The organism is Enterococcus sp. DIV0703 (assembly GCF_051711065.1).
Classification (GTDB): Bacteria; Bacillota; Bacilli; order Lactobacillales; family Enterococcaceae; genus Enterococcus_B; species Enterococcus_B hirae.
The window spans coordinates 70,301-86,231 of record NZ_JBIOLX010000002.1 but is presented as its reverse complement, the minus strand read 5'-3'; the positions used below and the strand labels follow the sequence as shown (position 1 = coordinate 86,231).

13 protein-coding genes are annotated in these 15,931 nt (G+C 27.2%); 8 read left to right on the top strand and 5 right to left on the bottom strand.

Annotation, left to right across the window (positions count from 1 at the left end):
- The first annotated feature begins 2,020 nt into the window (after positions 1–2,020).
- The 3 genes from crcB (IGK81_RS13605) (at position 2,021) to IGK81_RS13595 (ending at position 3,478) form a co-directional block, all read left to right on the top strand.
- A complete protein-coding gene (gene crcB / locus IGK81_RS13605; protein ID WP_181933538.1) occupies positions 2,021–2,392 on the top strand; it encodes a fluoride efflux transporter CrcB in 372 nt (123 codons plus the stop codon).
- Between the two features lie 22 nt (positions 2,393–2,414).
- Positions 2,415–2,801 carry a fluoride efflux transporter CrcB gene (crcB, locus tag IGK81_RS13600; RefSeq protein ID WP_181933537.1) on the top strand — a complete coding sequence of 129 codons (387 nt, stop codon included), beginning with the start codon at positions 2,415–2,417 and terminating at the stop codon, positions 2,799–2,801.
- A gap of 473 nt (positions 2,802–3,274) precedes the next feature.
- Positions 3,275–3,478, top strand: a complete 204-nt coding sequence (locus tag IGK81_RS13595) for a hypothetical protein (RefSeq protein ID WP_181933536.1) — start codon at positions 3,275–3,277, stop codon at positions 3,476–3,478.
- A 1,226-nt stretch (positions 3,479–4,704) separates the two neighbouring features.
- Here the strand turns inward: IGK81_RS13595 and IGK81_RS13590 are convergent.
- Positions 4,705–5,523 (bottom strand): MurR/RpiR family transcriptional regulator, encoded by an 819-nt coding sequence (locus IGK81_RS13590; RefSeq protein WP_181933535.1) that lies wholly within the window; start codon positions 5,521–5,523, stop codon positions 4,705–4,707.
- Between the two features lie 1,978 nt (positions 5,524–7,501).
- Here IGK81_RS13590 and IGK81_RS13585 point away from each other — a divergent pair.
- The 4 genes from IGK81_RS13585 to IGK81_RS13570 all read left to right on the top strand — a co-directional run bounded on the left by IGK81_RS13585 (position 7,502) and on the right by IGK81_RS13570 (position 10,471).
- A complete protein-coding gene (locus IGK81_RS13585) occupies positions 7,502–8,233 on the top strand; it encodes a metal ABC transporter ATP-binding protein (protein ID WP_181933534.1) in 732 nt (243 codons plus the stop codon).
- Positions 8,234–9,073: a metal ABC transporter permease gene (locus IGK81_RS13580; RefSeq protein ID WP_406910923.1), complete on the top strand. Its 840-nt coding sequence runs from the start codon at positions 8,234–8,236 to the stop codon at positions 9,071–9,073.
- A gap of 15 nt (positions 9,074–9,088) precedes the next feature.
- Entirely contained in the window at positions 9,089–10,006 is a 918-nt protein-coding gene (locus tag IGK81_RS13575) for a metal ABC transporter solute-binding protein, Zn/Mn family (RefSeq protein ID WP_406910922.1), read from the top strand.
- A 90-nt stretch (positions 10,007–10,096) separates the two neighbouring features.
- Complete coding sequence (locus IGK81_RS13570) at positions 10,097–10,471, top strand: metal-dependent transcriptional regulator (protein WP_181933532.1); 375 nt, start codon at positions 10,097–10,099, stop codon at positions 10,469–10,471.
- 322 nt (positions 10,472–10,793) lie between these two features.
- Here the strand turns inward: IGK81_RS13570 and IGK81_RS13565 are convergent, their stop codons facing one another.
- From IGK81_RS13565 to IGK81_RS13550, 4 genes are all read right to left on the bottom strand, one after another.
- On the bottom strand, positions 10,794–11,282 hold the full coding sequence (locus IGK81_RS13565; RefSeq protein ID WP_306690634.1) for a Dps family protein: 489 nt from the start codon (positions 11,280–11,282) through the stop codon (positions 10,794–10,796).
- A 203-nt stretch (positions 11,283–11,485) separates the two neighbouring features.
- The gene (locus IGK81_RS13560) at positions 11,486–12,091 is read right to left on the bottom strand and encodes a DUF3862 domain-containing protein (protein ID WP_181933530.1); all 606 of its coding nucleotides are present in this window, start codon (positions 12,089–12,091) and stop codon (positions 11,486–11,488) included.
- A gap of 40 nt (positions 12,092–12,131) precedes the next feature.
- Entirely contained in the window at positions 12,132–13,316 is a 1,185-nt protein-coding gene (locus IGK81_RS13555) for a glycosyltransferase (RefSeq protein ID WP_306690635.1), read from the bottom strand.
- 34 nt (positions 13,317–13,350) lie between these two features.
- Entirely contained in the window at positions 13,351–14,526 is a 1,176-nt protein-coding gene (locus tag IGK81_RS13550) for a nucleotide sugar dehydrogenase (RefSeq protein WP_181933529.1), read from the bottom strand.
- A 256-nt stretch (positions 14,527–14,782) separates the two neighbouring features.
- Between IGK81_RS13550 and epx the strand changes: the two genes are divergently transcribed.
- Positions 14,783–15,778 (top strand): enterococcus pore-forming toxin Epx, encoded by a 996-nt coding sequence (epx, locus tag IGK81_RS13545; protein ID WP_181933528.1) that lies wholly within the window; start codon positions 14,783–14,785, stop codon positions 15,776–15,778.
- Positions 15,779–15,931: the final 153 nt, after the last annotated feature.

Below are 15,931 nucleotides of genomic sequence, written 5' to 3'. Positions count from 1 at the left end.
TTAGAAAAAAGAATGTCGACTAGACACCATTATTATTTTTCTTTCCAATTCCGTGATTGAGGAAATTTATAGGGCCAACCAACTTTATCAAAAATCATCCGTTCCTGTCACTCGTATCTTTTTAGAAGCTGCTCGAGCAAGTAATGGAGAAACTGTTAAATAATTTTCAGCAATAGTTAAGTTATTAGTTAGGCTACCAATGGATATTCCGTCCTTATCTAAAGGAGTCAATTCTTGTTTATTATCTATTACATTAGTTGGTTCATTTATGCTATCAGCAAAAATGGAAATTGTAGTTCCAGTTACACTAACTCTAAAAATACCTAAAGATAAAATAAACTTACTTTCATTATCTATCGTATCGAAATTTAATAAGAGAAATCGTTTTCTAAGTAAATTCTAACAGATAAATCAAGTAATATACTAGAAAGTTCATAAAATTTATTTTTAATATTAAAATTGTTTGATTATTCTGGATTGTTATTTGTTCTAAACTTAATACTGTTCTGTTAAACAAACGACTATAAAAAATAGGAAATAGGTCTGTAAAAATATATTTGTTTTTGTTAAAAATATACATAAAATGATTTAAAATAACTATTTATTTATATATATATTTCGAAAGATACATTGTTTTATTTACAAATATTTAATATTCTTAAATTACTCTAAAAGTAATTTTTCCAAAGCATATAGGAAGCGTTGTATCTCTGAGGACTGCTCTATAAAGAGCAGTTTTTTGTTTCAATCTATATTATTGATTTATAAAAATTTGACTATTTAAAAGTAAAAGAAGACAAATCTTACGAGCAGCTTTAAAAAATATATAATATTTATATTAAAATAACAAATTTATAAAAGGTAATCAGTAAATAATCATAAAGATGTGAAAAAAGAAAAATGATAAAACTCAATATTTAAATAGGAAATATTAAGTATATTAAATGACTGTATTTAATTTTATAAGATATAAAAAGGTATTAATGTGATTTTTACTTTTTATAGCTCATAAAATTTAAAATACAAGTTTGAAAATCGATACTTTTGTTCAGAAAGATACTAGTCAGTATAGTGTTCTATTGACTTTCTACAATCTTTTGTTTAACAAAAGATTGATTTAAAATAGAAGAAATAATGAAGAATAGGTGACTAACGTAAGTTAAAAATATTGGAACTATTTTCATTAAATTAATTGATAAATAATAAAAATAAAAACAAAAAATAAAAAATAAGTACTATAGTCAGAAATCTATTTTACATGCTATTATTTATTTACACCATACCAAACTAATTTTTTCTCTCATAATTACTAAGATTACTAGAATTTTCTAGTAAAGTTTTTCCTCTATTGCATCAACAGTAGAGGAATTTTTTTCAGAAAGTCACTGTTTTAACTGGTTTAATTGATCTATAATCCTTTTAAAGTCTTGGTTTACGTGATCATTAGATAGAAAAGAAACATACTTCAATGTGGCATTTCTATGTAAGCTTTCAGAACATTTTAATCAAAAAGAATGATTGATACCATTAGGTGGTTTGAAACCAAGCCTAAGGTGTAGTACATCGTATCATCGATTTTAAATTCTTCTTCATAAATGTGACTTAACAAATTTTATCTATAAATAATATATGCTGATTCATTGTATATTACTACAATAAATAGCTACTTTTTTCGAATTTTCTTTCTCTTAAAATTTGACAAACTTGTAAACAGAAGAAATCTGAAAGGCGTTCTATTATTGAATACAAATGGATAATATTTTTTCTGTCATTTCAAGATCACCTGGCGTAACTGTATTTTAATCAATTGGTATTCGATCATTAAATATACATATTTTTTGAAATAAAAAAGTTAACTAATTTGATATTTACAAAGGAGAATTTGTATTTGCTAAGATCTTATCTCAATAACGTAAATACATCTTTTATAATTCCCTACAGTGGAATACTGTGTTTAACGTCTAATAAGATAAATAGACATGGGGGGAATTCAAAAACACAATTATAAAGAGGTGAAAAAATGTTTATTCAGTATGTTTCCATAGGAATAGGATGTTTTATAGGAGGATGTCTGAGATATTTTTTGAGTAAAAAAATGAATAAAAAGAATAACAAATTTCCTCTTGGTACTTTTCTAACAAATATTGTAGGAGCATTTTCAATTGGTCTTTTTTTCTATAGTTTACCACTAAAAAATACTTTACTTTATCTTTTTTTATCTGGTGGAGTTTGTGGCGGTTTAACCACCTTTTCTACTTTTAATTTTGAAGTAATAAATCTGTTTCTAAATAGGAAAATCTATACTGGTCTTTTTTATTTATTAATTACTTTCTTTGGTACAATTATTGCTATAGTTTTAGGAGGATTAGTTTCTCTTATGTTTAAATATTAGAAAGGTGGTATAGCTACAGAATATGAAAATAAAAAATTATATTATTGTTGGTATAGGCTGTTTTTTAGGGGGAGAATTACGTTATTTTTTAGAAAATATGTGGACAGCAAGGATGAACTACTTTCCATTTGGTACGTTTTCTGCTGATATTATTGGTTGTTTGTTTATGGGAATAATCATGGGATTTGTTTTAAAAAAAGAGATACAATCTTCAAAAATAAAATTGTTTTTAGCAACTGGATTTTGCGGAGGCTTAACTACTTTTTCTTCATTTTCTTTAGAGGTAGTAAAATTTGTAACACAAAATAATTGGAATATGGCTGTTTATTATGCAGTAACTAACTCGGTTTTAGGGATAATTGCGATATATTGTGGTATAAAATTATCAATACTGATTGTCAATAAATAAAGATGATGATGTAAATTACATTATATAACAAAAGTTCATCATGCTTCAAGTGTTAAGAACCAATGGATTTATTTAAGTGGTAGTATTTTACTAAATTAACTAATGATAGAGAAATGAAAAACTAGTGACTAATTTCTTTAAAAAGTAATGAAGTCTATATTTATATCTTATATTAATAAATAAATTATACTGCTACATGGACGAAGAATCGTCAGAGTATGAATATTAAAGAATCAGTGAAACGTAGAAATGTTTAATCCGTATCTCGAATTAATTCATTCAGACCATGTCTAAAGAAATCAATTGATGCAAAGAAATAGTATCATAACGTTATGTAGCTAGTATTTATACAGACTAAAAATAGTAGGAACTATGGGATGAGTAGATAAGAACACAACGATTAGTAAAGAAATACACTATCAAGTATGCTTTATTCCCAAGAATCCTGTGACCTCAATCATGAGAGGTTCAAAATGAATATTTATGTAGTTTTACTTTCTAAAGATTCTAAGGGATTTAGTCCTTTACGTAAAATTAATCTAACATTTGGAAAAGAAGAGAAATATGCCGTATTTAAAATTACTCGACTAATTTATGATAAACATAGAAATCCTTTGGAATATTCTTATAATTATATTAATCCCAAATATTATTCTATTAAAATAGACGCTGATTAATAGAAAAAGTAAAGTATGAGTAGTAAAGAGCGCATTATTTAAGATGTGCTCTTTACTACTCATATTTTATTAATCGTTTACAAATACGGTGGAATTCGGATTACAAATACTAACGGCAAAAAATGGGATTTATATTATGTAAACAAAGATATAGTATCTGGACAAAAAGTATTAAAAGTGAATATGGTCTTCTTGTTTATGGAAAACTTGTTCTTTATAATGATCGTGATCATTATATTAAAATTGTTTAACGTAATTCAGGTATACGTTATCTAATTTTTATATATGATGTTGCCGTTGGAGACTAGAAAACCGTCTTATGAAGTATCTTATTTTATTTGAAGATAAGTGATTGGTTATTAACTATCTGATTATGCCAGAGTGAATTTTAAATGAATTGAAATACTATATCGTATAATCTTAGATAAATGGGATTATGATAAAATTATGTTCAATTTTAAGATAGAAAATTAAGTAAAGGAAAAATAATTTTTTTAAAATAGAGATAGTCTTTTTTGACTATCTCTATTTAATACTATAATTTGAAGTCAATTAAAATTGATTGATCCAAAAACTGTTTTATTCTAAGAAATAGGATGAATAATACAGATAAAATCCTATTTCTATGGTGTTATTTATAGTATAAGAGTGAAGAAAAATAGATTCGTTATTTCTATAATTTATTTTTAGAGTACTCTATTTTTAAAACTAAATTACGATATAGTACTCTACGCAATTGATGCAAAAATGATCAAAAATCACGATATTTTCTTGTATAGAAAATTTACACACAAAAGATTTTATAAACTGTAAAAAATATTTAAGATGTACTATAGTCTACTTTACTCACAAAACTAGACTATAAATATGACTAACATATATATAAGATTATTAAGATAAATACATTGTTCCCTTATGGTTACATTCCAGTTAGTTTTATTCATAGTATGGTTACAATAACGATAAGAAAATGATAGGAATCATAAAATGCATTTTTATTGTGTAACTTAACTGTTATGACTAAGATAACAATGTTAGTCATAATGTTTTGATCAAGAGCCTAAGATTGATTTATTGAAACTTAGATTATTAAAAAAATTTAAAAATTAGTAAGGTGGCTTGATCAACAAAAGAAACAGATGTAAACATTCTCTACTTCTAAGAAAATTGTAAACTTAGTTGTGAGGAATCCAAAAATTATTTATAAAGAATAATACACAAGTTATTTAATCAATACTTTTATCAAGAATAGAGCGCAAAACTTTTTCTCTTAATTCAACTGAATCAATATTATTGTTTTGTTCATAACCATGTACTAATAGATCACAAATGTAAAGTTGTGATATTTTTCCAGCTAAAGATCCACCATTCAAAAATTCTTCAATTGCTGTTTGCAAAACTAAATCTGCAGATTTTCCTATAGGTGAATGAACATAGTTGGTTATGGCAATAATTTTTGCTCCATTTTTTTTAGCTATTTTCAATGAATCATAAGTATCTTTCGTTTTTCCAGATAAAGAAAAAATAATTACTAAATCATTAGCTGTTAATAAAGAAGCGACTTGGGCTTGAAAGTGAGGATCTAATACAGCTTTTGCTTGAACTCCTACGCGAAGAAACATATTTTCTAAATCAAGGCTAGTATTTCCACTAGAACCCACTCCAAATAGATAGATGTTTTTTGATTGCGTAATCATTTCAATGGCGTCATTCAATTTTTCATCGTCTAAAAGCCTAACAGTGGAATAAAGAGCTTCTGTTAAGCTATTAGCAATTTCATCATAGTATTTTGCATTAGTTGGTTGTTCTTTTTTTTGACTAAAATCTTCCTTAGCAATTTCAATTTTTAAATCAGAAAAACCAGAAAAACCAATTTTTTGACAAAAACGAATAATAGTAGCATCTCCAACTTTTGTATTTTTCTTAATATCACTCATTGTACTATAAATAATAGTCTTCCCAGAATTTAAAATAAAATCAGCAACTTTTTTTTCAGATTTAGTTAAAAATGGATAATTTTCTCTAATTAAATAAGTATAATTCATATAAACTCCTCTACAATTGAATTTTTCTCTATTATACTCTAAAAATAAAATAAACTCTTAGTAAATTCAGTTTTAACTTTATATTTTTGAAAGCATAGGATATATTTTTTGGAGTGTTTAGGAAAATGAATAAAAAGAATTTTTCAACAAATATAGAGCCCAATTCAGACATGAATGTTTCTGAAATAATTGATTATAATCTATAAGAAAATAATACTCAGGAAACAACAAACAATTCAAAAACTGAATAAGTTGAAAAACCAACAGCAAAATTAAATGGGATAAAAAAAGAAGTCACTCAACTATCGGTGTTTTAAAAATTAATACAACAATAAACTCCACATAAAAATTTTAAGAGTACAAAAAATATACAAGAACATGTTAAGTCAGATTCACTTAAGGAGAATCAAATTATTACCAATAATGCTACCATCATATATTCAATATTTAGTTACTAAAATGATAATTGGAATGATGGGAATATTAATGGAAAAGATATTTGTTTTTATTACATAAGAAGGCTTAGGAAACGAATTATTTTAATCTATCAAATGTTGCAATTTATTCAATCATTTGCTTCAAAAGTAACATAACATGAAATCTTTCTAAATCCAGATACTTTAATTATTTTTATATTAAGTAACTTCCTAGCTATTTTCCTCATTATGTGATTAGGGTAGTAGTCTTTATGCAGGAAGTCTCTTTTTTTATTTGATTTTATCATACTAATGACAGATTTATCATTCATATTATAGGTTCTGATATCTCTTGAAAATTTTTCATGACTATACACTTTTATTTCTTAATTACGTTCAAAATTCCGTTGTTTATTGTAATTGTTCATATAGCCATCCGATAGATCTACTAAAACAATCTTTTGAACCTCCACGTCATCCTAAGTAATTCTCTTCTTCCAGCTCATGTATAAGAAGCTAATCTAAATAATAATAGAGCACAATCATTTTTTATCTCTCTCACTCAATCAAAAAATTGTAGAAGCTCTTTTTTAGATTCTATTTATAACTGGATGATGAGGATTTTTTTCTGAATCCTTTAAGTATCATCCATTGTTTTACCAAGTAAAATTCGTAAAAATAAACTTAGATTATATCCTTTTTTGTATTATTTGTATATTTATATAGTATTTATTTTTGAAGAAGCTATAGAAAGTCGATGAGAACTCATGATCTATAAAGTAATCACACTCATTCATTTGTTGGTAAAAATTCAAAGCACAAAGAAGAGAAATAAACTGTTTGTTAGTTACATGATATCTTATCTGATACAATTTGAATTAAGAAGGATATAATTATAGAGAAACTAAACATTATTTATCAAAATTATTACCTAAATTAACAAGAATTAGTATGATACAGTATTAGAAAAAGTTAGTAAAGATATTCTACTAAGATTACTTGAAAATGAAAAAAAGAATTACTATGTGATATTTAAAGATAGACAGGTAACTAATTATAATGAAGACTTTGAGAGATTTATTGAATAATAACCTTACAATTCTTTTTATTTGGTAATTATACCTTTTCCATTCCGTTAATAAATAATCGTATTTAGAGAATACCTTCAGGTAGTAAAAGCTATCTGGAGGTTCTTTATTGTGTTTATGAAATCTGCTTAAATGAAACATTTCTGAAATGAATTAAGGAATGGCTTAATAATGTTGCTATAAAAGTATTGAGATTAATTAAAAATAATGAAAACTAATAGGAATTTTTTTGTGTAAACTCTAAATTTTATTTAATTTCTTAAATATTTTTTACTGGATGATGTTTAAGATCAGTATTTCATATGATAACTCTTTTATGAATTATGTTTTTCTTCTCTAGGACATGCTAATATGGGATAATTAAAAACCTTAAATAAAAATAAGGGTTGCCAAAAAATTAAATATGATATCCTTAAAATTAGGAATTTAAACACATAAATTTATATTTTAAAGATGTAGAAAGAAGGGGTCTTTTTGTTAATTATTCATAATTTATCTGTTTCTTATGGGGAAGTTCCAGTCTTCACTGATATATCTGTTCAATTTAATCCAGGAAAAATCACAGGAATTATTGGACCAAATGGGGCGGGAAAATCCACGTTAATTAAAGCATTATTAGGACTTGTAAAGACAAAAAAAGGAATCTGTAATTATAATGGTAAAAATATTAGAGAAGTTCAAAAGAAAATTGCCTATGTGGAACAAAGAAAAGACCTAGACCTTAGCTTTCCTATTAGCGTCTATGAATTAGTATTAACAGGGAGTTATGGGAAATTAGGTTTGTTTAAAACACCAGATGAAGATGAAAGAAAAGCTTGCAAAGAAGCTATAAAAAAAGTAAATATGAGTGACTATTGTGATAGACAAATTGGTAATCTGTCAGGTGGGCAGTTGCAACGTATTTTCGTAGCTAGAGCTATTTTACAGCAGGCAGAGATTGTTATTTTAGATGAACCTTTTGTAGGGATTGATTTAGAAAGCGAAGGTGCTATCATGAAAATTTTGAAGCAATGGCGTAATGAAAATAAAACAATCATAGTTATTCATCATGATTTAAACAAGGTGTTTGATTATTTTGATGAGTTGGTTGTAATGAACCACGGTATCATAGACTATGGACCTACAAAAGAGGTCTATAATTCTAAAAATATTGAAAAAGCCTTTAGTGCTGATTTGTCTTCAGTATTATTTAAGGAGGTATATTAGATGGATTCCATCATGAATTTTTTCCAAGCGATGACAAAATATGATTTTTTACAAAGTGCGTTAATAACCGCTATTATGGTAGGAATTATGTCTGGAATTATCGGCAGCTTTATTATTTTGCGTGGAATGTCGCTGATGGGAGATGCTATTTCCCACTCAGTTTTACCAGGTGTTGCTGTTGCCTATATGTTGGGTATTAATATTTTAATTGGTGCATCCGTGTTTGGGGTGTTAGCTTCGATGTTGATTGGTTACGTTGCCGCCCATAGTAAAATTAAAGTGGATACTGCTATTGGGGTAGTTTTTAGTTTTTTCTATGCTTTAGGTTTTATTTTGATTTCAATGGCAGAAAGTTCAACGAATCTACACCATATTTTATTTGGTAATATTTTAGCTGTTAGCAACAGTGATATTATTACTACTGCAATTGTACTAGCACTTGTAATTTTATTTATCCAAATTTTTTACAAAGAGTTACTCATTACATCTTTTGAAGAGACTTTTGCTAAAACGTATGGTTTGAATACACAATTGATTCATTATAGTTTAATGCTTGTGTTGACATTAGTGACTGTGTCAGCTTTACAGACAGTTGGTATTATTTTAGTAGTTGCTATGTTAATTACCCCTGCAGCTACAGCATATTTTTGGACTGATCGCTTAAATATAATGTTAATTTTTTCTTCTGTTTTTGGAGTCATTTCATCAATTTGTGGCCTTTACCTTAGTTATACTTTTAATTGGGCTTCGGGTCCAGCTATAGTAATTGTAGCGGCAGGAATGTTTTTGATTTCGTTTGTATTTTCGCCTAAACAAAAATTAATATACTTAAAAAAATAGAAATGAGGATATAATATGAAAAAAATATATATAACAATAGTTACTATGGTGTTGGTAGTAGCAGGAGTAATTTATTTCGTTAATAATCGGAATGAAAGCTCTAGCAAAGCGATAGAAAAGGATAAAATTAGTGTGGTAACCACTAACTCTATTTTGGAAGATATGGTTAAAAACGTGGCTAAAAATCGAGTTAATTTGTATAGTATTGTACAAAGAGGGGTTGATCCTCATGAATACGAACCTCGTCCAGAAGATATATCAAAAGCGACCGATGCTACAATTATATTTCATAATGGATTGAACTTAGAAACTGGAGGGAGTGGATGGTTTAAGAAACTTGTAAAAAGTGCGCATAAAGAGTTTAACAAGGACGTTTTTGCTGCTAGTGAAGGGGTCATGCCGTTACACTTGACGACTAATGAAAAAGAAGAGGATCCGCATGCTTGGTTAGACTTAGCTAATGGTATTCAGTATGTTAAGACAATAACGAAGGTATTAAAAGAAAAAGATCAAAAGAACGCGGATTTCTATATAGAAAAATTGCAAAAATTACATGAAGAAGCACAATCCAAGTTTCTTGATATATCTGAAAGACAACGCTTGCTTGTTACATCAGAAGGGGCATTTAAATATTTTGCTAGGGCATACCATGTTACTCCAGCTTATATTTGGGAAATTAACACAGAAGCACAGGGGACTCCTGAGCAAATGAAAACAGTGTTAGCTAAAATTGAAGCTTCTGATGTTAGACACTTGTTTGTTGAGACCTCCGTCTCACCAAAATCGATGGAAAAAGTTGCTTCAGAAACTGGTTTAGAAATCTATTCCAAAATTTTTACCGATTCTCTGGCAAAAGAAGGAGAGGAAGGTGACACGTATTATACTATGATGAAATGGAATCTTGCTAAAATACATGATGGTTTAGCTTATTAGTTTATATTTTTCTTTGATGATCTGCAAATCTTTATGTACAAATAATACTTGACACTATGATGTATAGTAGTATAGGAGTGATGATAAGGATTGACGCCAATTCAAGAAAAATACTTATTGGTTATTGAACAGATTAGTTTCCAAAATAAGATTGTAAAAAATAGTCAAATTGCTAGTTATTTGAACGTGAAGCCTTCGTCTGTGACGGAAATGGTTGATCGGTTATCTGATAATGGTATGGTTAATTGTGTTTCGTACAAAGGGATAGTTTTAACTGATAAGGGAAAACAAGAGTTAGAGATTTTAAAAAAAAGATGGCAGATTATGACAACTTTTTTAAAGGATCAATTGGATTGTTCTGAAACAGAAATAGAAAATATTATGGAAGAATTAATCCAGATTAAAAATCCAGTATTTTTAAAAAAACTTGATTTGTATATAAAAAGTACTAATGTAGCATATTAAACGGAAACTCAAGTGTTTAATCTTACAGTGTTCTTTTTTGGAGAAATTTTTATTTTTTAACTGAACTGTAGAATTTAATTAGTTAAGTTTACTACCCAATTAAAATTTTTTATGTTTTTTATATATTAAAAATCATGAGCAATAAAGAGATCCAATTTATCATAAAATCATTCTTTGTCAATAATAAATCTCTCTAAGTAAAAGAGAAATTCTATTATCTAATAGTTCAACACAAAAAATCCGGAATAGAAGTTCACACTTCTATTCCGGATTTTAATAAACTTGTACAATTTAATTAGAAAATATTCTTTGTCTCTATCAATCAATAGCGAGCGCGTGATTTTGATGGATCTATCTGAGGTGCTTTGCCTAAGTGAGCTTGAATCATCCATATCCGTTTTTCGGTATCCGCTTTAAAACCTATAAAGATATCTTGTGTTGAGTCATCGCCTTCTTCACCACTAACTTCTATTCCGTTTTGGTATAAATCAGCTAAGTAACGATAGCCTTCAGCAAGCGTTCCTAAACGTTCTGGGATTGTACGGTCCCAGTTGCCGATTTCATCAGGGATTTTTGTATTGTCTGCCATTTCCTTTAATGTTGAATATGGTGAGCCATCTAATGTAATCAAACGTTCAGAAACTATATCTAATTGGTCATTCAAGTCATCCATAAAATCATCCATCATGGGATGTAAAGTTAAAAAGTCAGGCCCTCGCATGTACCAGTGTGTTTGATGAACGACCATTACCATTTGACTTAAGTCAGCAACAAGTTGATTCAATACTTCTTTTGTTTGTTCAAATTTCATTACGATTCCTCCTTTAATTTACTTACTTCAAACATAATATGAATACCATAAAATGTACACCAAAGACCACTACTTGATAAGATTTCTCATTGTTGTCTTTATTTCTTCTTTATAAGATAGAAATAAGGATTAAAAGAAAGCCACGATGAGAAGTTGTGGATTTTATTTAAGTCATTTTGGATAGTCATTCCAAAATATTATTATTAATTAAGACCAAATTCATTTTTATTAGTTGCAATATTATCTGTGAATGTAATTGACAAATAAGAACCTAAAGGTCCATTGGTATTTGTTGACCACGTTACATTTTTAATTAATTTACCATTAGTATTTTTAAATTCCGATATATCATTTGGTTCCCCAAACTGCTTAACAGCTTGTTCGAATTTAAATCCTTCATTTAATGTAATATCTTCATATTTTTTGGATGAAATTAAATTTTCTTTATTAAACGGAACATATAAACCTGAAATAGATTTACCCACTACCTTTTGATTTTGAGTGGTAACAGTTAATCTAGATCCAATTTCATCAGTGTTTCTACTTCCCCAAGTATATATACTACTACTATTATCTGATTCAGATAAATAAGATTCTGTATAGATTGGCGAACCTAATATCTTAGAGATATTTGTAATTTCATCTCCGATTTTTAAATTATCGTATTGTTTTTTAACTTCTTTAGCTGATATTTTTTGTTCGTGTACTATATTATTAAATTCTTGTTTTTCTTGATAATTAAAAATAAAAAACACTAATCCTGATATTACCGCAATTAATATAGCTAACCAATATGGTCTTTTTTTCAAAATAAACACATCCTTTTATTTAAATATTAATTTTTAATAATTACCGTGTTCCCCAATTATTATCTCTTAGATTACAAAGTGCATATATTCTGACAGGTATTAATATACAAACATGTAAAAATCCATATATTATAAAAATAAAAAAACCTTTATCTTTTGTCCTATATATTGCATAAAAAACTCTAATCAAAGACATGCTAATTAAAATAAATATATATATAAATATATAAGTCATATTTTTTTGTACTATGCTTTCCTTAATCATTAATGTAATAGCTATAAGTAGCATAGGGGGTAGAACGATTTGCATAGATAAATCATACAAGAGATAGAATGGTTTTTTTAGTATAAATTGAAGAGTCCAAATAATTTCTCTATAAAAACTTTTATTCCACCTAACTTGTTGTTTTATATATGCTTTTAAGGTTTCTGGAACATACGTATGAGAAGAAGCATTGAAATTATAAACAGCTGTATATCCTTCTGATAAAATTAAATTTGTTAAGTGTCTATCGTCACCATAAGTACAAGGTACATTAAGGAAATTTTGAGAAATATATTTGTCTTTAACTATATCAATAACATCAGATTTATAAGCTGAAAAAGGGCCAGAACAACACATAACTACATTACTTAAACTTTGTGCTTCTCGTTCTTGGTTAAATGCTGTCCAATACCGATAAGAAATTAATTTAGTCAGTAAGTTATTGGCATTATTTTCTACTTTGACATCTCCTGTAACAGCACCTATTTTTTCATCATCGACAAATCTTGATATTAGTTTAGCAATAGAGAAGGGATCATGTATGATAGTATCTGAATCTATGGTAACAATATAATCACCCTCAGCATTATCAAAGCCAATTTTTTGACAGTGACGCTTACCTATGTTCTTTTTAGGATAATATATTTTTACATTGTCTTTATATTCATATTTATAATAAACAGAATTAATTAATTCGGTTCTATTATTGGACATATCATCTATGATGATTAATTCTAATAAAATATCCTGTTGATTTAATATAGAAGTTATTACTTTCTCAACAATTTTTTTTTCTTCATTGTATATAGGCAAAATAACAGATACAGATAAAGGTGTTTTGATTCTTTTATAAATATAATTTTTATTTTTTTGATAGTCTATTTCACTTCTTAGTATTTGTACAAACAAATGTACTATAGATAGAATGCTGTATACAATAAGAAATAGATTTATTTTCACATCATATCCTCCTTCTTAAATTCATATAAATATCTTAATTCATATGAAAGATATCTCGTGTGTACACTTTATGATTTACATCAGATAAAGATGAATCGATTCTATTAGCTATGATAATGTCAGCTTTTTCTTTAATAATATCTAGATCATTGGTTATACTAATTCCTAAGTAATTATCCATGTCTTTGATTATAGGCTCATATATATATATAATAAGATCTCTAGATAAATCCATTAATAATTTGATAATATCTAATATAGAGGATTCTCTAAAATTATCTGAATCTTTTTTTTGTACCAATCTGTAAATTCCAATTACTTTAGGATTTAATTCTAAAATTTTTTTTACAATGTGTTCTTTTCTTAATTTATTTGATTCTACTATAGAGTTAATCAAACTATTGGGTATAGTACTATACTGACTTCTTAATTGTTTAGTATCTTTAGGTAAACAATACCCTCCGTATCCAAATGATGGATTATTGTAATAATCACCTATTCTATCATCCAAACCTAATCCCTTAATTATATTAAAAGTATTTAGATCATTTATTTCTGAGAAAGTGTCTAATTCATTGAAAAAAGCTATACGCAAAGCTAAATAAGTATTTGAAAAAAGTTTGATAGATTCTGCTTCACTTGAAGTGACATAACATGAAGATAATTGCTCTTTCAGTGAATTACGAAAATATAAATCATATATTTTTTTAGCAATAACATCGTTTCCACCAATAACTATTCTAGAAGGGTATAATCCATCTTTTAAAGCGGATCCTTCTCTTAAAAATTCAGGACTATATATTATTTTTTTTGTCTTATGTCTTTTTTGCATTTTTTCAGTAAAACCAATTGGAACAGTAGACTTTATTATAATTACAGTATCTTTCTTTAATTCCATGATATTATTGATAACAATTTCGAGCGTTGTAGTATTTAAACAATTTGTTTGATAAGAGAAATCAGTAGGAACACAAATAATAGTATAATCTGTATTATAAATTGCACTTTTGAAGTTACTCGTAAATTTTAAGTTAAGTTCTTTTTTCTTCAAGTAAATTGTCATTAATTCATCATCTAAGTAACATTCTTTTTCTTTTAGCTTATTTATCTTGTTACTATTTATATCATAGGCTATGACATTATCTTTTTGGCTTAATAGAATTGCATTTGAAAGTCCCACATATCCTAATCCAATAACTGAAATATTCATCTTTAACCTCTTTCCTTTTTTTAGATTACGTTTAAGTTTTATTTTACAAATTATAAATTACTAATTTATATTTTTTTTAAGTTGATTGTTCTAATTTTTATCATATTTTTTAGAAAAAAATATCCATCCATATGTTATAAGTTACATAAATTATATAAATGTTAAATTTTATATTTGAAAGCATATAATTAATAACAAATAATACGATAATGATTAAATATAATTATTATATAATTAAAAAAAAGGGGGGGATTAAATGCTTAAAAATAGTAGAATGGTATTAGTTTTAGCTTTATTAGCCAATTTTGTAGTGGGAACTCCTGTTTTAGCAGATTATAATGAAGATAATATTTTAGGTACTACTACTACTGAAACAGATGAAAATGGAAACATCAAAACAATAATTACAGTAAAAAATAGACAAATTGAAACGTATAATTCTTCTGATTCTGCAACTACTTCTAATAACTCTTCTATTACAGTAAACGGTACTTTCTTTAACGATAAGTACTCTCAGGAATTAACTACAATTTTATCAGTAAGTGGTTTTGTTCCTTCAGGAAGAAAATTTATATTTCCGCCACATAATACATGGGTAGGATCAATGTTATGGCCAGTTCAGTATTCAACAACTGTTAAAAATAGTTCTAAAGATAATACAGTAAAAATTTCTGATTCTACTCCTGCAAATACAATTAGAAATAAAGAAGTATCGAATTCTATCACTTATGGAATTGGGGGAGGAGTAAAAATTGAAGGCAAAACTCCGGGAGCAAATTTGGATTCTAGTGTTGCTTTTACAAAAACAATTTCTTATCAACAACCTGATTATGAAACTGTGAAAACTGTAGGAACTACTCAAATGGCTACTTGGAAAACTACATTTACTGAAACTACAGATGGTTATACGCGAAATAGTTGGAATCCCACTTATGGTAACGAAATGTTTATGTATGGTCGATATACTTACGATGTGAAAAAAAATTTCACTCCAGATTATAAGTTATCACCATTAATTACAGGAGGATTTTCGCCTAGTTATGGTATTGTACTTAAAGCTAGGAAAAATACAAAAAAATCAACTATTGAAGTTTTTCTAGATAGACAATCAGAAACTTATAAGCAAGAATGGTCAGGATTTAATTGGTATGGTAGTAATTATTTAGATCAAACAAAACCTGATTGGTCTTCTGGTGCTGCATTAACATTTGAAGTTGACTGGCAAAATCATACTATAAGATTTATTGCATAATAAATTAACAAAGAAAGAGCGAGTAAAATTGGCTCTATACTTTTTGATGTTGGTGAAATTCACCAACATCTTTTTTATGATGTAAAAACATAGAAAAGACACCCTGAAATCCTTTAGAATTAATTTGGCTAACCAATTCATAGGAGGATTCAA